21 protein-coding genes are annotated in these 24,597 nt (G+C 40.0%); 7 read left to right on the plus strand and 14 right to left on the minus strand.

The window, feature by feature from the left end; genetic code table 11:
* The first annotated feature begins 3 nt into the window (after window positions 1-3).
* The 5 genes from KTV93_RS09975 to ric all read left to right on the plus strand — a co-directional run bounded on the left by KTV93_RS09975 (window position 4) and on the right by ric (window position 7,107).
* Complete coding sequence (locus KTV93_RS09975) at window positions 4-4,785, plus strand: translocation/assembly module TamB domain-containing protein (protein WP_218248795.1); 4,782 nt, start codon at window positions 4-6, stop codon at window positions 4,783-4,785.
* Between the two features lie 133 nt (window positions 4,786-4,918).
* Entirely contained in the window at window positions 4,919-5,389 is a 471-nt protein-coding gene (locus tag KTV93_RS09980; protein WP_218248796.1) for an Lrp/AsnC family transcriptional regulator, read from the plus strand.
* Between the two features lie 69 nt (window positions 5,390-5,458).
* Window positions 5,459-5,833, plus strand: coding sequence for a hypothetical protein (locus KTV93_RS09985; protein ID WP_218248797.1), 375 nt, complete (start codon window positions 5,459-5,461; stop codon window positions 5,831-5,833).
* A 5-nt stretch (window positions 5,834-5,838) separates the two neighbouring features.
* Window positions 5,839-6,270 carry an RrF2 family transcriptional regulator gene (locus KTV93_RS09990; RefSeq protein ID WP_218248798.1) on the plus strand — a complete coding sequence of 144 codons (432 nt, stop codon included), beginning with the start codon at window positions 5,839-5,841 and terminating at the stop codon, window positions 6,268-6,270.
* Window positions 6,271-6,393: 123 nt separating this feature from the next.
* Window positions 6,394-7,107 (plus strand): iron-sulfur cluster repair di-iron protein, encoded by a 714-nt coding sequence (gene ric / locus KTV93_RS09995; RefSeq protein WP_218248799.1) that lies wholly within the window; start codon window positions 6,394-6,396, stop codon window positions 7,105-7,107.
* Window positions 7,108-7,184: 77 nt separating this feature from the next.
* Here the strand turns inward: ric and KTV93_RS10000 are convergent, their stop codons facing one another.
* From KTV93_RS10000 to KTV93_RS10060, 13 genes are all read right to left on the minus strand, one after another.
* Entirely contained in the window at window positions 7,185-7,862 is a 678-nt protein-coding gene (locus KTV93_RS10000; protein WP_218248800.1) for a hypothetical protein, read from the minus strand.
* A 130-nt stretch (window positions 7,863-7,992) separates the two neighbouring features.
* Window positions 7,993-8,940, minus strand: a complete 948-nt coding sequence (locus KTV93_RS10005) for a transketolase family protein (protein WP_218248801.1) — start codon at window positions 8,938-8,940, stop codon at window positions 7,993-7,995.
* Window positions 8,941-8,979: 39 nt separating this feature from the next.
* A complete protein-coding gene (locus KTV93_RS10010; RefSeq protein WP_218248802.1) occupies window positions 8,980-9,831 on the minus strand; it encodes a transketolase in 852 nt (283 codons plus the stop codon).
* 104 nt (window positions 9,832-9,935) lie between these two features.
* Window positions 9,936-11,495: a sodium:solute symporter gene (locus tag KTV93_RS10015; protein WP_218248803.1), complete on the minus strand. Its 1,560-nt coding sequence runs from the start codon at window positions 11,493-11,495 to the stop codon at window positions 9,936-9,938.
* A gap of 246 nt (window positions 11,496-11,741) precedes the next feature.
* Window positions 11,742-12,026 carry a GNAT family N-acetyltransferase gene (locus tag KTV93_RS10020; protein WP_218248804.1) on the minus strand — a complete coding sequence of 95 codons (285 nt, stop codon included), beginning with the start codon at window positions 12,024-12,026 and terminating at the stop codon, window positions 11,742-11,744.
* Between the two features lie 96 nt (window positions 12,027-12,122).
* Window positions 12,123-13,628, minus strand: a complete 1,506-nt coding sequence (locus KTV93_RS10025; protein ID WP_218248805.1) for a catalase — start codon at window positions 13,626-13,628, stop codon at window positions 12,123-12,125.
* A 120-nt stretch (window positions 13,629-13,748) separates the two neighbouring features.
* Window positions 13,749-14,657, minus strand: coding sequence for a pirin family protein (locus tag KTV93_RS10030; protein WP_218248806.1), 909 nt, complete (start codon window positions 14,655-14,657; stop codon window positions 13,749-13,751).
* A gap of 78 nt (window positions 14,658-14,735) precedes the next feature.
* Window positions 14,736-15,782, minus strand: coding sequence for an LLM class flavin-dependent oxidoreductase (locus KTV93_RS10035; protein ID WP_218248807.1), 1,047 nt, complete (start codon window positions 15,780-15,782; stop codon window positions 14,736-14,738).
* Window positions 15,783-15,805: 23 nt separating this feature from the next.
* Window positions 15,806-16,462: an NAD(P)-dependent oxidoreductase gene (locus KTV93_RS10040; protein WP_218248808.1), complete on the minus strand. Its 657-nt coding sequence runs from the start codon at window positions 16,460-16,462 to the stop codon at window positions 15,806-15,808.
* Window positions 16,463-16,498: 36 nt separating this feature from the next.
* Window positions 16,499-17,374, minus strand: coding sequence for a pirin family protein (locus KTV93_RS10045; protein WP_218248809.1), 876 nt, complete (start codon window positions 17,372-17,374; stop codon window positions 16,499-16,501).
* Between the two features lie 159 nt (window positions 17,375-17,533).
* The gene (locus KTV93_RS10050; RefSeq protein ID WP_218248810.1) at window positions 17,534-18,940 is read right to left on the minus strand and encodes an MFS transporter; all 1,407 of its coding nucleotides are present in this window, start codon (window positions 18,938-18,940) and stop codon (window positions 17,534-17,536) included.
* A gap of 71 nt (window positions 18,941-19,011) precedes the next feature.
* Window positions 19,012-20,682: an asparagine synthase B gene (gene asnB / locus KTV93_RS10055; protein WP_218248811.1), complete on the minus strand. Its 1,671-nt coding sequence runs from the start codon at window positions 20,680-20,682 to the stop codon at window positions 19,012-19,014.
* A 230-nt stretch (window positions 20,683-20,912) separates the two neighbouring features.
* Window positions 20,913-22,118 carry an RsmB/NOP family class I SAM-dependent RNA methyltransferase gene (locus tag KTV93_RS10060; protein WP_218248812.1) on the minus strand — a complete coding sequence of 402 codons (1,206 nt, stop codon included), beginning with the start codon at window positions 22,116-22,118 and terminating at the stop codon, window positions 20,913-20,915.
* Between the two features lie 252 nt (window positions 22,119-22,370).
* On the opposite strand from KTV93_RS10060, the gene KTV93_RS10065 reads away from it, so the two are divergent.
* Window positions 22,371-22,703 (plus strand): zinc ribbon domain-containing protein YjdM, encoded by a 333-nt coding sequence (locus tag KTV93_RS10065; protein ID WP_218248813.1) that lies wholly within the window; start codon window positions 22,371-22,373, stop codon window positions 22,701-22,703.
* A 193-nt stretch (window positions 22,704-22,896) separates the two neighbouring features.
* Here KTV93_RS10065 and KTV93_RS10070 read toward each other — a convergent pair whose 3' ends face one another.
* Window positions 22,897-23,829, minus strand: a complete 933-nt coding sequence (locus KTV93_RS10070) for a sulfate/molybdate ABC transporter ATP-binding protein (protein ID WP_218248814.1) — start codon at window positions 23,827-23,829, stop codon at window positions 22,897-22,899.
* Window positions 23,830-23,908: 79 nt separating this feature from the next.
* Between KTV93_RS10070 and KTV93_RS10075 the strand changes: the two genes are divergently transcribed.
* Window positions 23,909-24,568, plus strand: coding sequence for a YceI family protein (locus tag KTV93_RS10075; RefSeq protein WP_218248815.1), 660 nt, complete (start codon window positions 23,909-23,911; stop codon window positions 24,566-24,568).
* The last annotated feature ends 29 nt before the right edge of the window (window positions 24,569-24,597 follow it).

Here is a 24,597-nt window from a genome sequence, read left to right on the forward strand (position 1 = left end):
ACAATGGCAAATTTAGAGAATAATAACGATAACGAAAACAAAAAATCTGTAGCCCAGAATATTGGCGATTCTGTGCAGAAGGGTGTAGAGAACGTTCAGGAAACGGTAAAAGAAACCGTTAAAGGTGCTGCAGAATTGGCCTCCGACGCGATTACCCGTCCCGTAGAAACAGCAGGTGAATTTGTCGACCAGGCGGCCAAAGATGTTACCAACTATAAATGGTGGGCAAAACTGTTGCTGATATTATTCTGGCTCGGGCTGTTTCTGGTTGCTTCATTTCTGATCGTTGTAAGTCTGCCTGCAACAAAAAATTGGGCTGCACAAAAAGTTATTGCCAAGCTTAATGCAGATATGAAGTCGCAGATGTCTTTTAAAAGTGTTGACATCAATTATTTCGGTGATATTCATATTCACGAAGTTGCCATTAAAGATCATAAAAACTTCCCTTTCCTGAAGGCTAAGGAACTTTACGCTGATTCCAATTGGTTTAATATTATCAGCAATTCACGTAATCTTCAGTTCCAGTCGCTGTCTTTAGAAAAAATGGATTTGAAGGTAATTACATATAAAGGGGACAGCATCGCAAATTTTATTCGTTTCGTTGACCTTTTCAATACCCCTGCACCTACTGTAAAGAGGGAACCTTTTCAATTGAAATCCAGAATATTTATTACTGATTCTAAAATTTCAATCGTCAATCAGAACAGTGAAGGTGAAGCCGGAAAATGGCTTGCCGCCGACCATGTAAGTCTTGTAGTGCCTGAGCTCCGTGTAAACGGTTCCGATGTTTTTGCGCAGATTAACAATATGCGTTTCACTACCGAAAGATGGGGCAAAAAACATTTTGTTGATACCTTTTCGACCGAATTTGGACTTACGAAAAAGGCTCTTACGCTAAAAGACCTCACACTTAATACCGATAATTCTCTCCTTCAGGGAGATTTAATCTTCAATCTCAATAACGGTTCCTGGGCAGATTTCAGCAATAAGGTGAAGTGGGATATGGTGATGCAGCCCGGCAGCCAGATCAGCGGCTACGATATAAGCTATTTCGTCACCAATTGGGATAATTACAAGCCGATCAATATTTCCGGGACGATGACTGGACCGCTCAATGATTTTTACCTTGAAAATTTTGTAGTGAGAAATCCTCAGGTAAATGTCCGTACTGATAAAATGAAAATCAGGAATATCCTGAATGGGAATTTCCAGATCGAAACTAATTCTTTGTCTACAGATTTCACTTACAGAGAACTGAAAGCCATGATGCCTACTTTTATCTCATCAAAAATGAAAAATTTTGCTGATGATTTTGGAAGGTTAAAATATAACGGAACAGTACGGTTAAATCCTAAACAGGTGTATGTTTCGAACGCAAAATTAATCACAGGAATCGGCCAGGCGAAACTCAGCAATTTTTATCTGGAAGATTACAGTTCTAATTTACCAAAATACCGGGGTTATGCGGAAGTAAATGATTTAAATACTTCAGTGATCACAAAAATGAATCAGGTCGGACTGATTTCGGGGAAATTTAATCTTCAGGGCCAGAGTTTTGACGTAAACACCATGAAGATCAGAACAAGATCTCAGATTTCAAAGATTGAAATCATGAACAAAGAAATCAATAATGTATTTCTTGACGGTTTGCTGGATCATAAAACCTATAACGGAATTGTAAATGTAAATGACGAGCAAGCAAAAGCAAATGTAAAAGGACGGATCGACTTCCGAACCAGTCGCTTGCTGGCAGATGTTGCAGCAGATGTTAAATATCTGAACATTAATTATTTTACCGGAGGAAAAGGCCAGCAGGTCGTAAGCGGTTTCGTAAACGGAAAAATCGCGATGACCAATATTAATGATCTGAATCTTGACGCTGATTTAAGGAATGTAAGTTTTGCGAATGCATCTCAGAAATATTTAATCCCGAACGCTAAAATAAAAGCGTATTTCGAAAACGGAAACCGTATTGTTTCTGTAGATGCGCCAGGAGCTGTAAACGGCAGAATCGCTGGCAGGTTTAACCTCGGGGATTTGGCGGGAATGATTGAGAACGGGTTGGGGAGAATTCTTGTTGGCCCACCACCCAGAAAATTATACCGAGGTCAGCATTTTACGATGGATTTTGATGTAAAGCAGGGATTGGTGAGTTATTTTGAACCCAATCTTCAGCTTCCAAAGGGTGCCACTGTGAATGGCGCTTATGAAGGTAATTCAAACAATCTGGTTTTAAATATTGATGCAGCCTCTCTAAAGTATCTGATGACAAAAAAAGAAGAAATCACAGATGCGGATAAAGCGTTGGCAGCCGCAAATCCGGCTTATAAAATATCAGAACGCGATAAAATTACCCGCGACAGTGCGATGGTAGACAGCCTGATTGTAAGAATCAATACAGCGAATCTCAGTGAGCAGATTTTTGCTAAAGTTAACAGAGTAGCGTACAATAAAAATATACTGAAAGACATTACTTTAAGCGGCCGAAACGAAAACAACAGCGTTCTTCATATCGCCGCAAATTTTAAACACGGTAGTCCGGAGGATGAAATTAAAGAAACCCTGAAAGAATATGCGGTAAACCTTAACCAAACGACGGACAGGGCAGGTGATTATTTATTCCGTTTCGAGCCTACTACTGTTAAATTCAACGATGTTTCGTGGAGTGTGGATACGAGTCCGGAACTCAATCACTCTATAACATACAGGAAAAAAGCCGGCGATTTCTTAGTGCAGAATCTGCGTTTGTATTCTGATACAAGTGAACTTATACTCAATCAGGCAGTGTTTAAATCTGCTAAGGATTTTTCAGCCGATGGCGAAGTTAAGAATCTGGACATTGCGAAAGTATTTGCGCTCACCAACAGCGATAACAGCATGGATATTCAGGGAACCGCGAACGGAACCTTCGATATTACCATGGATAAAAATAATCTTGAACCGCTTATCGATTTGAATATCAGTGATATTTTGATGAATGGCAAAGACATGGGAAATGTTATTGTTTCCGCCAAAAAAAGCAGCGTTCCTAATGTGTTCGATGTTGAAGCGAAAGTTGTTTCAGCGGGAATTATTGGCGATAATAATCTGCACCTTATCGGAACAATTAATAATAATACTTCTTCACCAACTCTGGATTTAACAGCAGATATGAACGATTTTGACATCGCTTTTGCTCAGGAATTTGTGAAAGGCGTATTCGGAAATCTGAGAGGGAAAGCCTCTGGAGATCTTAAGATTTCCGGTAAACTGAATGATGTGGATTACAGCGGTGATATTGCAATGAAGGATATGGGATTGAAACTTAATTTTACGGGAGTAGATTATTCCTTTGATGATACGGTGATTTCACTTTCCCGGGGCTTAGCAATACTAAACGACATTGGTGTGCGAGATGGAAGGACTAATTCCCGCGGATCAATTTCCGGTGCGATTCAATTCGAAACATTATCATCTATGGGGGTCAATCTGGTGATGAGAGCGGATAATTTAATGCTTCTCAATACCACTCAGAAAGATTATGATCTTTTTTGGGGAAGAATTTACGGTACAGGAACGCTTTACGTAGACGGCCCGGTTTCAGCGTTAAATATTTCAACACCTGAAATGAGGGCATTAAACAACAGTGTCTTTACATTCAATTCAAATTCAACCTCAAATGTTGAGGAATTCAAAATGCTGAGATTTCTGAAAAGAGATGAAGCAGGAATTGTGTCTGTAGAGGAAAAGAAAAGATCGAGTGCGAATATGAATATCGATTTCACCATTTCTTTGGATCGCGGAACGACAGTGAATGTAATGGTAGGAGATGATATTGGGGATATTACGGTACGTGGAAATTCTGACAAACTCCGGTTTTTAATGACCAGGACAGGAGCCATCTCAATGAACGGAGATTACTTTGTAGATAACGGAACTTTTGTTTCTAAAGCGATTCTGAACAGGACCTTCCAGATTTCTAAAGGAAGCAGCATCCGTTGGGATGGCGATGCAATGGCGCCACAACTCGATATTAATGCAACATATCTTAGAACAGTTACTAACGCTGGGGCTTATCTGAATATGGGAAGTCTGCAGCCCGTGAATGTATTGCTTACCACTCGCATCTCTCAGACATTAAACAATCCGAAAATTGAATTGGGAGTTTCCGCGCAGGATGTGTCGAGCAGTATACGTGAAACTCTTGCCGAAAAAATGAGTAACGAAGACGAAAAGATTATTCAGTTCGGTTCCGTTTTAGTGATGAACAGTTTTAATGTTGGAAATTCTGCCTTCGACATCAATTTAGGAAATACGCTGGAAACTTCGGGTTACAATATGTTGTTTAAACAGTTGGGTTCTGTACTTAACCAGATTAGTAATGAGTTCCAGGTCGATTTGAATTATCTGAAAGGAGACGCGAACTCCAACAGTGGCGACCGGGCTAATGCAAGTGTAAGTTTTGCCCTCTCACCAAGAGTTAATGTTAAAACAGGATTAGGAATCCCAATTTCTAGATCAGATAATGCGAACACCGATTATCTTTCGGGTGAAGGGATTGTAGAATATGATTGGTCCAAGAAAAACGACGGTACCAGATTGTTGCGGGCTTACAGTAAACCGACAAATATAGGACTGAACGGTGCTGGAGCCGGAAATGCAAGTGCCAACCAAAGCTACGGAGTAGGTGTAGTTTATAGTAAAAGTTTTAATACGATCTTTAAAAGGAAGAAAAAAGATAAAAAAACCAATGCTCAGGAATTGGAAAGTAAAAGAGATTCAATTAAAAATGATACAATTAAATAAAGATATTTACTTAAATAACAAACAATGCGTTAAAACCTGTTAATGTTTATCTAAATTTTTTCATTTTAATATTTTTTTGTAAATTTGCAAAAATATTCGCTTAGAATTATCAATTATACAATACATATATAAAATGAATTATCAACTCGACGAAATAGATAAAAAAATCCTAGATTTTTTAGTAGAAAACACCAGAATGCCGTTCACAGAAATCGCCAAGCAAATGGAAGTTTCTGCAGGTACAATTCACGTAAGAGTTAAAAAGATGGAAGATGCAGGTATTATTTTAGGGTCTTCTCTTAATATTGATTACGGTAAACTCGATTATCATTTCACCGCATTTATCGGAATTTTGCTTACAAAATCAAACCGAACCCAGGAAGTTTTGAAGGAGCTTACTACGATTCCAAACGTGATCGAAGCAAGTGTAATCTCGGGAAAATATAACATCTTCTGTAAAGTAAAGGCAAAAAATACTGAAGACGCAAAAAGAATTATTTACCAGATTGATGATATTCAGGATGTAATGAGAACAGAAAGTATGATCTCCATGCAGGAATATATTTCTGATAAAAACAGACTGATTGATGCGGTTTCAATTTAATTGAGCTTAATCTTCAGTTATAACTTAAAACTTTTGAATTCTTTCAAAAGTTTTTTTAATTTTACCCCTATGAACGAAGAATTTTCCAGCGAAAGTCCGAAAAAAGATCTTGGATTTATTTTATCACTCGCGGCTTTGCTGCTTTTTACGCTGATGGGTGTCGGGATTGATTATGATGAATATCTGCAGCAGAAAGACCTTAATATTCCCGGCTTTTACTTTATGCTGATCTTTTTTATTGATCTGCTGATGTTGATGGGACTCGTCTTCATTTTTTTCTACAGAAAAATTGGCATTTTTCTTTTCCCTGCTGCTGTGGTGCTTCATTTTTTTCTTCACAATTTCTATCTTTCTACATTCCTGTATACAGATGTGACCAATCTTTTTATCTATATTTCAGTAGGTCTTCTGGCATTTATTCCAAAATGGCAGTTCTTTAAATAAAGTATATGTTTTCAAAAGCCTGCGAATACGCCATAAAAGCTTCCATTTACATTGCCCGGCAAAGTTTGCAGCAAAAGAGGGTTAATGTAAAAGAAGTTTCGCAATCCATTGACGCACCCGTTGCTTTTACGGCAAAGATTCTTCAGGTACTTTGCCGTGAAGATATTATGCAGTCGGTGCGCGGTCAGCAGGGCGGATTTGTTTTTGAGGAATATAAACAGCGCGAAGTGAAGATCTTCGATATCGTACGGCTCATTGATGGCGACGGACTTTTTACCCAATGCGGCTTGGGGCTTCAGAAATGTTCTGCGGATAATCCTTGCCCCGTACATGATGATTTTAAAATCGTGCGCGAGAAGCTCATTGAAATGACTCAGAAACATTCGTTTTACGATTTAGCCTTGAAAACTGAAAGCGGCCTGGCTTGGCTGAAATAACATTAGAAAATTATTTTTTTACAGAAAAAAATCAAAAATACTTTACTTTAAAATTAATTAGGATAAATTTGTCCGAATTGAAAATATTTTATAGCTTTGTAGTATAATTTAAAACCCAAGTAAATGCTTACTCAAGAAAAAACCATTGGCGACTTCGTAGCAGAGAATTTCAGAACTGCAGAAGTTTTTAAAAAATACCATATTGATTTCTGCTGCAAAGGCGGGAGAACGGTAGAAGAAGCTTGCGATAATAAAAAAGTGAGTCCTGAACAGATTTATCAGGAATTGGAAGAAGTTGCGAATAGAAAGTCCGAAGATATCGATTTCAATGCCTGGCCGCTTGATTTACTTGCAGATTACGTAGAAAAAACCCATCACAAATATGTGGAAGAAAAATCGGCGATGCTGATTCCTTACCTCAACAAACTTTGCAAAGTTCATGGCGAAAGACATCCGGAACTTTTTGAAATTAATGAGCTTTTCATTGGCAGCGCGCAGGATTTAGCTGCACATATGAAAAAAGAGGAACTCATTCTTTTTCCTTTCATTAAACAGATGATCGAAGCGAAGAAAAATGGCGAACCATTACCGATACCGCGTTTCGGCACCGTTGAAAATCCTGTTGCTATGATGAAGCACGAGCATGAAGCAGAAGGTGACAGATTTGTAAAAATTGCTGAACTTACCAATAATTATCAGTTTCCGGATGATGCCTGTGGGACCTATCAGGTGACTTACAGAATGCTTGAAGATTTTCAGAATGATCTTCATAAGCATATTCATTTAGAAAATAATATTCTGTTCCCCAAAGCAATCGCTCTGGAAAAAACGTTTTAAACTAATCCGTAGTTGTTTATTTGATTGAAAGCCGTTTCAGAAATTTCTGAAACGGTTTTTTTTATTCATAAATAATTCTAGAAAAGCGCGACCTGCAGAAAGGCTCCGATATTGTTTTCGTTGTGCTTCAGAGGACCGTAATATTCCATATTCGCGCCTAAACCAAAAGTAAATTCTTTGCGAGTAAGTCCTGCGCGTGCACGCAAATAACTTCTTGTGTGTAGATCTGCAGACATTGCGTGAACATAAACGCCCTGAAGTCGGGAGTAGAATTTCCAGTTTTCATTGATGGCCGGCTTGTATTCGACGATTCCAAAACCTTCAATGTTAGCGTCTTTGCTCACATCAACCCGTGGCATTGCAATTAACAGCCAGGTAGGATTTGCGTAGGTATAAATCAGTGCTGCAGAAGGACGGATTCCGCCTGGAGTACTTTGAAAACCGGCACCGAATTTCACGCCTTTGAATAGGTCTACGGTGGCTTTACCAATAACCATCATATCGCTCAGCTGATCATTTCCCCAATCTGAATTGAAATCGGCAACTCCGAAAAATCCGATTTTGGGTGCACTTCTAAGTTTTTTATCTAAAGTCAATTGGAAGGAAACACCGCGCGTTCCGGGCATTACTTCCACATTTACGGGCGGATTCTGAATTGGAGCGCTTTCCGTCTCCTGTGCTGAAACATTTATTGTAGAAAACAGTGCAAAAGTGGCAAGTGAAAATTTTAATACGCATTTAAATCTGTCGGTCATCTTTTTAATTTTTATAAAACGAAAATATCTTAAATCCCAATCGGCTTTTAGGACATTTTGAAGTAATTGTAGGACTTAATAAAAAACACGCCCTTAAAAGACGTGTTTAATTGTATTTTTGAAAGAGGAATTATCTCGCCAAAATTCTTTTTACGGCAGCTTTCACTGCATCAGCATCAATTCCGTACTTCTTCATGAGTTCTGCAGGCGTTGCAGATTCCCCGAAAGTGTCGTTTACGGCTACAAATTCCTGAATCGTCGGTCTTTTTCTTGCGAGCATTCCCGCAACCGATTCACCTAAACCACCCAGATAGTTGTGTTCTTCTGCAGTAACGATTTTTCCGGTTTTTTCTACAGATTTCAGAATGATTTCTTCATCCAAAGGTTTGATGGTATGAATGTTAATCACTTCACAAGAAATTCCTTCTTTTTCCAGTTCATCCGCTGCCAACAAAGATTCCCAAACCAAATGTCCGGTCGCTACGATGGTTACATCAGTACCTTCCTGTAAAAGAATTCCTTTTCCGATTTCGAAAGGCATATCTTCAGGAATGAAAACCGGTACTACAGGTCGACCGAATCTTAAATAAACCGGACCCTCGAAATCTGCAATCGCTAAAGTCGCCGCTTTGGTCTGGTTGTAATCACAGGTGTTGATAACCGTCATTCCCGGAAGCATTTTCATCATTCCGATGTCTTCCAGAACCTGATGTGTCGCGCCGTCTTCACCCAAAGTAAGTCCTGCGTGAGATGCACAAATCTTTACATTTTTATTGGAATAGGCGATACTCTGACGGATCTGGTCATAAACCCTTGAAGTTGAAAAGTTAGCAAAAGTCCCCGTAAAAGGAATTTTCCCGTTAATGGTTAAACCTGCAGCGATTCCCATCATGTTTGCCTCAGCAATACCAACCTGAATAAATCTTTCCGGTGCTTTTTCAATGAATTTTTCCATTTTTAAAGAGCCGATAAGATCTGCGCAAAGTGCAACAACATTCGGGTTTTTATCAGCCAGTTCAGCCAATCCTGCTCCGAAACCGCTTCTAGTATCTTTTTTTTCTGTATAGGTGTATTTCATTTTTATTTTTTTAGCGAATTGCTTCGAATTTTACAAATTTTAATAATCAGCAGGAGCTTCTAAGTATAACTGTTTGAAAGCGGTATCCAGCTGCTCATTATTCGGAGCTTTTCCGTGCCATGCGTGGCTTCCCATCATATAATCGACACCATAACCCATTTCCGTATGAAGAATAATTGCAACAGGTTTTCCGTTTCCGGTTTCTGCTTTTGCTCTTTCAAGGATTGAGATTACAGTTTCAAGATCGTTTCCGTTTTTCTCATTAAGAACTTTCCATCCGAAAGCTTCAAGTTTGGCGTGAAGGTCGCCTAAACTCAATACATCATCAGTATCTCCGTCGATTTGTCTTCCGTTATAGTCAATGGTCGCGATGATATTATCTACTTTTTTCGCAGCGGCAAACATCAGTGCTTCCCATATTTGGCCTTCCTGCAATTCTCCGTCTCCGTGAAGCGTGTAAACCAAAGATTTATCACCGTCTAATTTCTTAGCTAATGCGGCTCCCACTGCTACAGATAAGCCCTGTCCTAAAGATCCTGAAGCAATCCTCACGCCCGGTAAATTATCGTGCGTAGTTGGGTGACCCTGCAATCTTGTATTCAGTTTTCTGAAGGTAGCGAGTTCCGAAACCGGGAAAAATCCGAATCTTGATAGAGTGGAGTAGAACACGGGTGAAATGTGACCGTTGGAAAGGAAGAAAAGGTCTTCGTTTTTACCTTCCATGGTAAACGGAAGTTGATAGTTCATCACTTTCCCGTACAATGCGGTAAAATACTCAGTACAGCCCAAACTGCCGCCAGGGTGACCGGAATTCACTGCGTGAACCATTCTTAAAATGTCTCTTCTGATCTGTGTTGTAAGAGATTTCAGCTCTTCAATACTTTTACTCATTATATTGGTTTATTTGCCAGCGAATTTACGAATTTTTGATGGTTTCTCGAAATGAAAAATCCGGGTTTTTGGCCCGGATTCTTATATTTAATGTTCAACAGATTTTATTTCTTCCTAATGAGCCACAGGCCGATGAAAGTGAGTAAACCGTTAATGATAATAAGTTCCACACCAATTTTGTAATCGGAATTTTGGGTGACGAAATAATTGATGAAATAGGTTAAAACCGGTGCCAACAAAGTGACTGCAATGATTGCATATTTTTTGGTAATTTGGTATTTGGTTAAAATTCCGAAAGCAAAAAGTCCCAGAAGCGGTCCGTAAGTGTAACCCGCAACTTCCATGATGAGGTAAACGATGGATTTGTCGTCAATCGCTTTAAATATCATGATCAGAATAAAGAAAATCACGGTAAAAGTCAGATGGATTTTCATCCTCAGTCTTTTTTTCTGCTTTTCAGTTTTGGTGGTGTCTTCGTTGATATTCAGTAAATCTACACAGTAAGAACTTGTAACTGCCGTCAACGCACCATCCGCAGACGGGAAAAGTGCTGAGATCAAACCTATGATAAAAATTACTGAGATAAAGAGGGGGAAATATCCTTGCAGCGAAAGCGCCGGAAAAAGGTCGTCGCCCATAATATTATTGATGGTTCCGGTAGCAGCATCTTTAAACCCAAAAGCATTGGTAATGCTTTCTTTTCCGTTTACGATATCAACGATTTTTCCGTATTCAGCTCCGTTTTCCATTGCGAAAAGGTAAAGAAGACCGCCCAGAAAAAGGAATGCCAGATTCACAAGTAACAGTGTGCCGGCAAACGTAAGCATATTCTTTTTTGAATTTTTCAGATTGTCAACAGAAATGTTTTTCTGCATCATTTCCTGATCCAAACCTGTCATTGCAATAGTGATAAACATACCGCCCAGAATAGTTTTCAGGAAAAATGTTTTGGAATTCACATCGAAGTTAATGAAATGCGTATAATCCTTCGCCGCGAGTACATCGTAAGCCTGGCCGGCTGAAAGGTTTAAATTCGAGAGAATGAAAACAATACATGCAACCAAACTGAGGATCATAAAGGAAGTCTGAAGCGTGTCTGTAATTACGATGGTCTTTACCCCGCCCTCGAAAGTATAGAGCAGAACCATCAGGAGAATTACGGCAGATGTTACCCAAAACGGAACTCCCAAGCCCGACAGAAGAAAGATCTGAAGAACATTTACTACCAAATATAATCTCGCAGTAGCGCCAATCGACCTTGAAATTATAAAAAACAAAGACCCGATTTTGTGCGCTTCTACATTAAATCTCCGTCCGAGGTAGGTGTAAATCGAAGTCAGATTCATTTTATAGTAAAGCGGCAGAAGTACGAAAGCCACAATAAAATAACCGATGAAAAACCCGATCACAAGCATGTAATATTCGAAACCGCCGAATGGATAATCACCAGCAGTCAATTTCCCTACTGTTCCCGGCACCGAGATAAAAGTTACGCCGCTCAGACTTGTGCCAATCATCCCGAAAGCCACGAGCCACCACTTACTTTTTTTGTTTCCGATAAAGAAAGACTGGTTGTCGGCATTTCTGCTGGTGATGTATGAGATCACGAGTAGTCCGATGAAATAAGCGAAAACAAATAAGAGCAAAATTGTTCCTGGGTTCATTTTTTTCAGAATTTAATGAGCAAATATAGTTTTTTTGCGGTATTTGCGGCTGTTTATACTTTTGGGATTGTAAATTATTTTTTGGGCGCCTTTTCCGGCTGTCACTACTCGCTTTTTGCAGGCCTTGTTTAAATCCCGCTGCTGCAAAAGAGCTCAAACATGCCGTTCCATCCGGGGCGCAATGCAGGATTCCAAAAAAAAGCCTTTCATAATTTTATGAAAGGCGTATTGTTTAAGTTACAATTTTCAGGATAAAACATCCTGCAGCTCTGCGTTTCTGTCAATGGTTGCTTTAGCATACGGACAAAGAGGAATGATTTTTTTGCTATTTTTTCTGGCATATTCCACGCCTGCGATGACAAGCTTTTTTGCGAGACCTTTTCCGCTAAAAGCTTCATCAACTTGGGTGTGATCGATAATGAATTTATCCTCACCGGCCCAGGTATAAGTCATTTCGCCGGCTTTTTTATTTTCAAAATAGATTTCAAATAGTCCTTTCTTCTCGTCGTTGTGATGTTTAATTTCTGTCATATTTTTATTTTACTTAAGTGCTGGAAAAATGCAGTAGTTTAATGGGTATTAATGAAAATGAAAAGTGGAAATTTTGCAACTTCCACTAAGAATATTTTACGATTTCTGTGGTGCCCACTGGTCATGTGGTGACATATCAAAATTGAATACGTCCATCATATCCAGACCCAGAGCTTTCGCAACGCCTTCACCATATTCGGGATCAGCTTTGTAGCAGTTTCTGATGTGACGGATCTGGATGAATTTTTCTGCACCGCCAACATTGGCCGCGGTATTGTCAAACAGAGCCTGCTCTTTTCCATCAGCTTTGATGATTCTGAATAAATCGCCAGGTTGGGTGAAATAATCCTCATCATCATCCCGGAAATTATGTGCATAGGCATCCCCGTAAAGTTCAAGTGGCGGTTCTTTGGCTTGAGGTTGCTCCTGCCATTCTCCATAACTGTTGGGTTCGTAATGTTTCGTACCGCCATAATTACCGTCAACACGCATTTGTCCGTCTCTGTGGAATGCATGATAAGGACATCTGGGTTTGTTCACCGGAATCTGGAAGTGATTTACACCCAGTCGGTAACGCTGTGCATCGCCGTAGGAAAATAATCTGCCCTGAAGCATTTTATCCGGTGAAAATCCGATGCCGGGAACAATATTCGTTGGATTGAAAGCTGCCTGTTCAACATCCTGGAAATAATTCTCTGGATTTTTATTCAGCTCGAATTCGCCCACTTCGATTAAAGGGAAGTCTTTTTTAGACCAAACTTTCGTTAAATCAAACGGATGAAATCGGTAAGTCTTGGCCTGCTCCTCTGTCATGATCTGTACAAACATTTTCCATTTCGGGAAGTTGCCTTTTTCAATATTGTCGAAGAGATCACGTTGCGAAGATTCGCGGTCCATTCCTATTAATTTCCCTGCTTCTTCGTCACTTAAATTTTCGATTCCCTGCTGGGTTCTGAAATGGAATTTTACCCAATGGCGAACATTTGCATGATTGATGAAGCTGTAGGTATGGCTTCCGAAACCGTGCATGTGCCGGTAACCATTCGGAATTCCGCGGTCGCTCATTACAATGGTCACCTGGTGAAGTGATTCTGGCAGCAAAGTCCAGAAATCCCAGTTGTTATTGGCGCTACGCATATTGGTTTTCGGATCGCGTTTCACAGCGTGGTTCAGATCCGGAAATTTCATCGGATCACGGAAAAAGAAGACGGGAGTATTATTTCCTACCAGATCCCAAATTCCCTCATCGGTATAAAACTTTAAAGCGAAACCACGGATGTCCCGTTCTGCATCTGCGGCGCCGCGCTCTCCGGCAACGGTAGAAAATCTTGCAAACATTTCAGTTTTTTTACCGATTTCGTTGAAGATATGAGCTTTGGTGTACTGAGTAATATCGTGAGTAACCGTAAATGTCCCAAATGCTCCTGAACCTTTAGCATGCATTCTTCTTTCGGGAATTACTTCTCTGTCGAAATTGGCCATTTTCTCCAGAAACCAAAAATCCTGCATCAGCATTGGACCTCTGGGTCCTGCAGTCTGTACATTTTGATTGTCGGGCACCGGCGCGCCGGTCTGTCTAGTTAATTTTTTCTTTTCTTCCATGATTATAATATTTTGATATCTAAAGTTACGAATTTAAACGCCTCAGTGTAATTCATTATATCTAATATCATCATATTTAAATAATGGAATGCATTGCGATTAAATGGAAGAAAGAGTTTTCTATTTAGACAATTTCCCGTTAAGAATTGCTTTGGGGAGCGGTACAAATTCTTCTTCGTCCCCATGAACCAAAGGAAAAGCATCATGGTTTTGCTGATGCCAGTTTAGCTTTGCCTGCTCAATAATTTCTTTATCAGAATTGACAAAGTTCCAGAATATAAAGCGTTCCTCATCAAAAGGGTCGCCGCCAAAAAGATAAACAGTAGCGTTTTCGCCGATTTCAAATTCGCAAAGCGTTGGATTTTTCGCGACGAGGAGCTGCTTCCCACCGAATTCATTCTCTTCAATATGAACTGTCCCTTCCAATATATACATAGCAGCTTCACCAAATAAATCCTTCCCAATGTTTATTTTCTGACGTTCTTTACTTTTAACTTCAAGAAAAAATAAATTAGAATGTACCGGTACGGGAGATTTTCTTCCGAAAAGTTCGCCCGCAATTAATTTGTACTGAAGACTGCCCTCACTCCATTCAGGAATTTCATTCGCTTTGGTGTGATGAAAGGTGGGTTCGCTCTGTTCCAGGCTTTTTGGTAAACCTACCCATATTTGAAAACCGTGCAGGTTTTTATCTGAATTTCTGAGATATTCCGGAGTTCGTTCGGAATGTACTACGCCTTTTCCGGCAGTCATCCAGTTCACCGCTCCGGGTTTTATTTCAATATCACTTCCGAGTGAATCTTTGTGTTGGATAGATCCTTCAAAAAGGTAAGTTAAAGTTGTAAGTCCAATATGAGGATGCGGCGGAACGTCTAGGTTTTGATATTGGTTCAGTGCAGCAGGTCCCATGTGATCAATAAAAACAAAAGGTCCCACTGCTCTTTTTTCCCTGAAAGGAAGCAGTCTTCCGACTAAGAAATTACCGATGTCGGCTGCTTTTTCTTCGATGATTAATCCAATATTTGACATGCTTTATGCTTTGTGAGTTAAAAGAATGGTTTAAAATCCCCCGTAAGTTACTAAGTTTTGCAGAATCACTGAAAAGATTTATTCAATTCCTAACCTTTTCTTCACGGCAGGAATTACTTCTTTCCCGAACAGTTCGATCGATTTCATCGTAAGTTCGTGCGGTACAAATCCTAAACTTGCCTGCGCAAAGAATCTAGTGAAACCGAAAAGTCCGTATTCGTAGACGATTTTTTCAGTAACCTGTTCTACACTGCCAACCATTAATGATCCTTCCGGACTGCGCATATATTCAAACTGTTCTCGAGTCATGGGTTGCCAGCCGCGGCTTCTGCCAACACGATCCATCATCTGCGCGTAATACGGGAAAAAATCATCTGCTGCCTTCTCACCATCTTCGCCGATAAACATGTGATTGTTAATTCCGACTTGTAAATCTTCTGCATTATGGCCATTTTCAAGCCAGGACTTTTTATAAAGATTAATGAAAGGCGTGAACTGCCGCGGCATTCCGCCAATGATTGCCAACATTAAAGGCAGCTGAAGCTTCGCGGCTCTCACTGCAGAAGCTGGAGTTCCGCCCGCAGCAAGCCAAACCGGAATTTCACCGTTTAAAGCCCTTGGATATACTCCTAAATCATGAATTGGGGCACGCAGGTTTCCGCTCCAAGAGACCTTTTCTGACTTGTTGATCTTCAGTAAAAGGTCTAATTTTTCTTCAAAAAGTGCATCATAATCATTCAAATCAAAACCAAACAGCGGGAAAGATTCAATAAATGAGCCGCGACCTGCCATGATTTCTGCCCTTCCGCCGGAAATTGCGTCTACCGTAGCAAACTGCTGATAAACGCGAACCGGATCATCAGAACTTAGTACCGTTACTGCGCTCGTAAGTTTAATGTTTTTTGTCACTGCCGCTGCTGCTGCAAGTACGGTTGTTGGCGACGACACCGCGTAATCCGGACGGTGATGTTCACCAATCCCGAAAACATCAATCCCCAATAAATCTGCGAGTTTTATTTCTTCTAAAAGATCCTGTATTCGCCGATGTGCATTAATTCCTTTTCCCGGAACGGTTTCCGGTGCAGCATCAGCGAAAGTCATTAAACCGAATTCTAATTTTTTCATCTTGATCAATTTGAAAGGTGAAATTAATAAGCAGCCGTGAAAATCTGTCGGTTGAATTTCTTGTTTTCAAGTTCATCCGTGATTGCTAAAGCTAAATCCTGCACTGAATGGCGGGAGCGGCCTTCTGCATCAAAAACTGGCGAATCTGTTCCCAACCTGTATTTTCCGGTTTTTTCTTTTTCCCCGCTGAACATATTCATTTCCAGGGCAGGACTGAAAAATTCCCAGTCTAAAGTTTCGTTTTTCGAAAGAGTGTCTACGAAATACTTGCGTACGGCGCTTGCTCCAGGATATATTTCTTTAGGGAAATCTGGTCCGTCAACGATATAATTACCATTAATTTTCAATGTTCCGGCACCTCCAATAACGATAAATTTTTTAACGCCGGATTTCTCTACTGCGTTTTGGATGGATGCGGCACCTTTCAAATAATCCTCGTGGATATTTGGGTTTGTCCAGCCCGGGTTGTATGCACTGACGATGGCATCACTTCCCCCGAGGATTTCTGCAAGCTCGTTTTCGTTAAAAATGTCAACATTTTTCTTCTGCAGATTTTTATAATCGTAAGCTATTTTGTCTGTATTTCTGGCGATAGCCACTACTTCATAGTTTCTTTCGAGCAGTTCGTTTAGAATTGCATTTCCGACGTAGCCTGTAGCGCCGATAAGAGATATTTTCATTTTATAATATTTAAACAGTTTACAAATTGCGAGTGCTTAGTCCTCCAGATAACCGAATTTTCCGGTATTGAAGTCATCAAATGCCTGAATGATTTCCTGTTTGGAATTCATTACAAAAGGTCCGTGGGAAAAGATAGGTTCATTTAACGGCTGCCCGCTTAATACCAGTACAACGCTGTCTTCTGTAGCTTCAATTTGGAACGCTTCCCCTTCGTTTTCAAAAAGAACAAAATGGTCAGTCAGAACTTTTTCATTATCATTTACGGTAATGCTGCCTTCAATGACTAACAGCGCAGTGCTGAAATTTGCGGGAAAACTGAAATCGGCTCTTCCGTTTTTCTTCAGCTTGGCGTTCATCATGTTTATGGGACTGAATGTGCTTGCAGGACCTTTTTCACTTTGATATTCGCCGGAAATAATTTCTACAAAGCCATTTTCGCCCAAATCAACGGTATTCATTTCTGAATTTTTTATGGCCTGATATTTCGGAGGACTCATTTTGTCTTTTGTCGGAAGGTTGATCCAAAGCTGCACCATCTGGAAAATTCCGCCCTTTTTTGCCCATTCGGTTTCGTGGAATTCTTTGTGGAGTACGCCGGAAGCTGCTGTCATCCATTGTACGTCACCTTCACCGATGATTCCGCCGCCGCCTGAACTGTCACCATGTTCAACCCGGCCCTGGTAAGCAATGGTTACCGTTTCAAAACCTCTGTGCGGATGCACGCCCACTCCTCGGGGTTTGTCGGTTCCTGAGAAATGGAACTTTGAATTGTAATCTAACATGATGAATGGATCCATTCTCTTCATGTCTAAACGGAATCCGCCTGGGATAAAGTTATGAACCCTGAAACCGTCGCCCACGAAGTGAGGCTCTCTCGGTGGTACTATTATCTCTACTTTTTTTATTGCCATGATCATCTTTAATTATTAATACAAAAGTACAGTTGTAACATCTAAAATACATTGATGTAAGATAAGAATGTACTCTTTTGGGAATCAGTAAGTTAAAAGTATATCAGGAGGGATGATTATTTTTCGCCCATTTTATTTTGAAAATAGTACTATTGATAATTAATGATCGGTTCTCATATTCTCTCCATCTTTGGAATGGAGTCTTCTGAAAACAAACCCTGAAAGTATGGTAAGAATTCCCATTACAATAAATGTGTACCGAAAGGCAGAATGTGTGTTCTCGTAGTTGAGGTTTGCATTGTTTTCAAACAGTTTCAGAACAACCAGTCCGAACGCAATCCCGAAACCGATCGCAAGCTGTTGATTTACGGCGATAAGTGAGTTACCGCTGCTGGTGTGAGAATTTCGTAAATCTGCGAGTGAAATTGTATTCATTGAGGTAAACTGAATGGAGTTAAAGAAACCCATAACAGCGATAATCGGAACAAACCACCAAATTGAGGTTTGTATGCCGGGAATTGCGAGGCAACAGATGAGAAAACCAATAATGAAAGTATTTGTCATCAGGGTTTTGCGATAACCAAATCTGTTGAGGATTTTAATTACTGATGATTTCCCGAACATTGCAGTTAAAGCCATAGGCGCAACGATCCATCCCGAAACTACGGCACTTGCTCCGTAAGCAATCTGAATCATTAATGGCAAAAGTAAAGGAACAGAACTTATTCCCAAACGGGTGGCCAGATTACCTAAAATACCCACGCGGAACGTTCTTACCTGAAAAAGATTTAACGGGAAAATAGGGTTTTCCGTTTTGGAAGCGTGGCGATAATAAAAGTACACCATTAAGAATCCCAGGATGAAAATCATCAATACTGGGGTAGTGTGAGTAGCAGTGCCGAACATTTCCAGCGAGATGGAGAGCAGGAGAGAGGCTGTCGCAAAAATAAGGAAGCCTTTTAGATCAAAAGTGATTATTTTGGACTGGTAATTCGGCATGTATTTTAAACTGAGAACGATTCCTACAAATCCAATAGGAATATTGATAAGAAAAATCCAGTGCCAGGAAAGATAATCTACCATGTAGCCGCCGACCACCGGTCCTAGAACAGGTCCTATCAACGCCGGAACAATAGCGTAATTCATTGCCCTGAGTAATTCGTTTTTATCGTAGGTTTTCAGGAGTGCCAATCGGCCAACGGGCGTCATCAGACTTCCGCCGATTCCCTGTACCACACGAGAAATGACTAACTGAGTGAGATTTTGTGACAGTGCGCAGAACAAAGATCCCAAACTGAAAACTATGATGGCGAATATAAAAACCTTCTTGGTTCCGAATTTATCCGCCAGAAAACCGCTTACCGGCATAAATAGCGCAAGCGTCAGGACATAGCTGATGATTGCATTCTGCATATTAAGCGGCGATTCATTCAGGTCCGCAGCAATGGACGGTAATGATGTGTTGAGAATTGTAGAATCCAACATCTGCATGAAAATAGCTGTTGCAAGAATGAATGGAAGGATTCTCTTGGTTGGGGTGTCAAAAGTTTGTAAAGAATCAGACATCATTCATCATTAGCAAAAAGTGAACCTAAAAATCCTGCAGGTTGTGCAGGATTTACTAACAAAAAATACATTTAATAGGAATCTTCGTGGACACTTATAACGGCTCTGCCGCTTGGATCGTTCATTTTTTTGAAGGCTTCGTCCCATTCCAGAGCGATTGGAGTTGAACACGCAACAGATGGTACTGAAGGTACTGTTGCTGCTGCTGTTTCACTAGGGAAATGTTCTTCAAAAATTGTTCTGTAACGGTATTCTTCTTTGTTTTGGGGCGTGTTTAGCGGAAAACGGAATTTTGCATTAACCATCATTTCATCGCTGACTTCTTTCTCTGCCAAATCTTTCAGCGAATCGATCCAGGAGTAACCAACCCCATCAGAAAACTGTTCTTTCTGTCTCCAGACAATGGATTCGGGCAATAGATCCTCAAATGCTTTTCGCAGTACCCATTTCTCCATTTTTCCTTCCGCTTTGCTAATCATTTTGTCTTTAGGATTTACGGTCATCGCTACATCCATAAATTCTTTATCCAGAAAAGGTACACGTCCTTCAATTCCCCAACTCATCAAGGCTTTGTTCGCGCGCAAACAGTCATAAAGGTGCAGTTTACCTAATTTTCTTACGGTTTCTTCATGAAATTCTTTCGCATTCGGGGCTTTGTGGAAATATAAATATCCGCCAAAAAGCTCATCGCTTCCTTCACCGGAAAGCACCATTTTTATCCCCATGGATTTAATGACTCTGGCCAATAGATACATTGGAGTTGAGGCACGAATCGTGGTAACATCATAGGTTTCCAAATGGTAAATAACATCCCGTACGGCATCCAAACCTTCCTGAACCGTAAAATGAACTTCGTGGTGGATAGAGCCGATATGGTCCGCAGCTTTTTGTGCAGCGATGAGGTCGGGGCTTCCTTCCAATCCCACGGCAAAGCTGTGCAGTCTGGGATACCAAGCTTCCTGAGTGTCGCCACTTTCGATTCTGTTTCTTGCGTATTTTGCAGTAACAGCTGCAATTATCGACGAATCCAAACCACCGGAAAGCAGAACCCCGTAAGGAACATCGCTCATCAGTTGGCGGTGAACCGCTGCTTCAAGGCTTTTTCTGATTGCAGAAATATCTGTAATATTGTCTTTGACGTTATCAAAATCCTCCCAATCACGTTTATACCATTTCTGCATTTCGTAACCGTCTTTGCTGTAAAGAAAATGACCTGGTAAAAAAGTTTCAATGGTTTTACAGACTCCTTCCAAAGCCTTCAGTTCAGAAGCGACATAGTAACTTCCGTTTTTGTCCCAACCCTGATACAGCGGACAAATCCCCATGTGGTCGCGACCTACGAGATAAATATCATTTTCAATATCATAAAGCGCAAATGCAAATATTCCGTTGAGTTTTTCAAGAAAATCTTTCCCGTACCGACGGTAGAGTGCCAGAATAACTTCACAATCTGAATGAGTCAGAAATTCATAGTCGGGAAATTCTGCGCGCAATTCCTGATGGTTGTAAATTTCTCCATTTACGGCTAAAACTACTTTTCCGTCTTTAGTAAAAAGAGGCTGTTTGCCTGAAGTTGGATCTACAATTGCCAGGCGTTCGTGAGAAAAAATTACTTTTTCATCCTGAAAAATCCCGCTCCAATCCGGGCCACGGTGGCGGATTTTCTTGGACATTTCTAATATCTGGGGACGGAGAACTTCCGTTTTTTGTTTTGCGTCAAAAAGACATACAATTCCACACATAAGTTTATGATTATAAGTGATTATTAAAAATTGATTAATTTTATTCTGCAAACATAATTTAAATGTTTATAAAACAAAACGAAATTTAATAAAAGAAGAATATTTTACTAAAATTAACTTTTAAAGCGGAAAAAATTAAGTTGACCGGAGGATTTTCGTTGTTTAGGTGGAAAAAATTCAAAAAAAATAGCAGACCTAAGCCTGCTATAATTATGATATGTGTATTTTAATTATGCGTTTCTTCCGATCAACGCCATATAAAACCCGTCAAATCCGTCGCTCGGCATTACTTTTTCTTCCTTAATAAGTGTGAATCCTTCATTGTTTTTCAGGAAAGTTTCAACCTGCTCGTTGTTTTCACTTGGCAAGATTGAACAGGTTGCGTAAATCATTTTTCCTCCTTTTTTCAGCATTTTGCTGTAATCCTGAAGAATCTGCTGCTGCTCATTTTTAATCCTGTCGATAAAATCCTGGTCGATTTTCCATTTGGAATCGGGGTTTCTTTTCAAGACCCCTAAACCTGAACAGGGCGCGTCGATCAAAACACGGTCAGCTTTTTCGTGAAGTCTTTTGATTACTTTATTGTCTTCGATAAATCTCGTTTCAATGTTGTGAGCACCAGCTCTTTTTGCGCGTCTTTTCAGCTCAGCGAGTTTCCATTCGTAAATATCAAGCGCAATAATTTGACCTTTGTTTTTCATCAAAGCAGCCAAATGTAGGGTTTTCCCACCCGCTCCGGCGCAAGCGTCTACCACGCGCATTCCTTCCTGAACATCAAGCAACTCACCGATTTTCTGAGAAGAAGCATCCTGAACTTCGAACAAACCGTCTTTAAAAGCGGAAGTTAAGAATACATTTTTCTTTTCCTGCAGCTGAACAGCATCCGGATAATTTCGGATCTGGAAACTTTCCACATCCTCATCCTTAAGATCGGAAACCAGTTCTTTGGCTGTTGTTTTCAGGGTATTTGCACGGAGAATTGTAGGGGCCTGCTCGTTAAGAGCATGCATTTCTCTTTCCCATTTGCTGCCCAGTTCTTTTTCAAGAGTTTCGGCAAGCCATTCAGGTATGGAGTATTCGATTGATTTTGTTGGAACCGTATTTTTCTTGAGTTTATTCAGGATATCAGCATTTTTAATCCCGTCAAACTCCTCGAATTTTTTATAATGCGTCTTGGTCCAAAGACAATACGCAAGAATTAACTTATAGATGTTGTTTGGTTTTACGCCTTCGCCCATGTAATATTCAAGGCGTTTTTTCCAGCGGATAATGTCATAAAAAATTTGCGAAACCACTTTCCGGTCTTCGCTGCCCCATTTTCTGTTGGCTTTCAGGAGTCTTTCTATAACCTTGTCGGCATATTTTCTGTCTTCAAAAAAGGTTTCCTGCAGTGCGTCGTGAATTCCTATCAGTAAGTTTCTGTGTATCAGTTCCATGTATGGATGTTTTAATGTTCAATTTGTCCTCGAATCGCCGGGACAGAATTTTTGCAAAAATAAGGTTTTTAAACCGAATAAATGATGCTGTAGATTTGGGCGCCTTTTTCCGCCCTCCGTTCCCGATTTTTTTCTTACACTGCGTTCCATAAAAAAGAGCTCCACTCAGGTCGGGGCGCAGTTGCGGCGCTGAAATCCTGGATTTTTAATCAGTCTAAAAAATTCTTACTTTTGTAGTTCAAAAAATAAACCATGAGCGATACAATTATTTGTCCTAAATGCCAGTCAGAATTTACTTACGAACAGGATAACCTCCAGGTTTGTTCCCAGTGCTTTCATGAATGGGATCCGAATGAGGTCAACAGTGGCGAAACCATTCTGGACATGAATGGTAATGAACTTCAAAACGGAGATTCCGTAATCGTAATGAAAGATTTGCCGGTTAAAGGTGCACCAAAACCTGTGAAAGCGGGAACTAAAGTTAAAAATATCCGTTTGCGTCCCGATTCAGATCATAATATCGACTGCAAAATCGATGGTTTCGGAGCAATGGCTTTGAAGTCGGAATTTGTGAAGAAGGCATAAAAAAAGGAAAGATTTGGACAGGGTTCTTTTCTAGACTTGGTTGTCCGAATACATCGGGACTAATTTCGTCTTAAAGGCAGAAAGAGAATTAACCAAAAATTTCCTTATTTGGGAATGATAAAGTTAGGAATTTTATTTCAAATTCCATAGCGGTCCAATAGAAATTTTAAAAAAAATCTGATTTTTTTCAGCCTTACAAATTAAGATATACTGTACCTTCTATTTGGTTTTCGGTATAGATCACGATGTCTTTTCCGCTTAGTGAAATCCTGTTCCAGTAGTAGTTTCCTGCGAATCGGCTTTCGGTAACCTGTGCTTCTTTTCCGGAATCTGCGATTTTAATTTCTGTTGGATACCAGAAGTTTTTAGCTAGTCCGAAGGATGCTTTCTCTTCATCGGAAAATACATTCACTTCGCCAAAAAGTTTTGCCACGTAGGGGTTGTAAGGATTTTGATAAATTTCTTTTGGATGATCATTTTGAATAAGTCTTCCGTCATGTAACACAATAATTTGGTCAAGCCACGGCATCACTTCCTGAATTTCGTGAGTTGAAATTATCAGAGAAATCTCTTTCTCTTTCACATAATTGAAAAGCCGCTCACGTAGTTCAATTTTTCTTGAAAAATCAAGATTGCTGAAAGGTTCATCAAGCAGAAGAAGCTTAGGCATTACAGAAAGTGCCCGCGCGATGGCCACACGCTGCTGTTGCCCGCCGCTCAGATTTTTGGGAAGTATTTCCGCATATTCCTCGAGCCCTACAACGTGAAGCAGTTCCAGAACTTTTTCTCGCTTTTCCTTTAAATTGATATTAGAAATAAATTTTCCAACATTATCGGCCACTGTAGCATAAGGCATCAGGTCATAGTTCTGCGCTACAAGCTTCATTTCACTTTCACCGGGAACAATGTTTTTTTTCGGTCCGTAGATGGGTTTTCCGTCAAAAATAATTTCGCCTTGCTCCCAGTCGAGCAAACCGTAAATCAGATTCAGAAGGGTAGATTTTCCGCAGCCGCTTTCGCCTGCCAAAGCGATGATTCTGCCTTTTTCAATCTTTAAATTAAGGTTTCGGAAAAGATCTTTTTCACGGGAATGCGAGAAAAATAAATGATTGATTTCTAATAGCATATTTGCAAAATTAATAATTTTGATCTTACTGTGAATTATTTTTATTATTTTAGCGGAGTAAGTAAAAAGCAATCATTGGATGAAAAAAGTATTTAAATTAACAGTATTTTCAGCATTTGTTTCAGGAATTTTATTGATTTCATGCGGGAAAGACAAGCCGCTTACCAGCGAAAGCAGCGAAGTGATTACCACCACCGAAGGTGCTTCTTTCGCAGTAGATACTCTTAACAGTAAGATTGAATGGAAAGGTTTTAAAGTACTGAAATCCGATAACACCAGTCATTTCGGAACGATTAAATTTGAAAGCGGAGATGTAACTGTGAAGGACGGTAAACTTGAAAGCGGAAAATTTGTTGCCGATATGAGCAGTTTAACCTCTGTTGATTTAAAAGATGATGCAGAGCAGCTTAATAAACTGAACGGCCATTTAAAAAGCGGCGATTTTTTCGAAGTTGAAAAATTTCCCACCGCTTCTTACGAGATTACAAAAGTCTCTGAAAATGTAAATGGTGATTACAATACCCTGCTCGATGGTAATTTGACGATTAAAGGAATTACAAAACCTGTTCAGTTCAATGCGAATGTAACAGTAAATGGCGGCGAGGTAAGTATTGCGACAGAGCCGAAAGACATTAGCAGAGAGGATTTTGGAGTGAAATTCCAAATGCCTGTAACAAACGGTATTATCAAAAACGAAGTCAATCTTCAGATTTTGATAAAGGCCCTCGAAAAGAAATAATTTTTTTATTTAAGTGTAATAAGTGATGT

This window comes from Kaistella faecalis (assembly GCF_019195395.1).
GTDB lineage: Bacteria > Bacteroidota > Bacteroidia > Flavobacteriales > Weeksellaceae > Kaistella > Kaistella faecalis.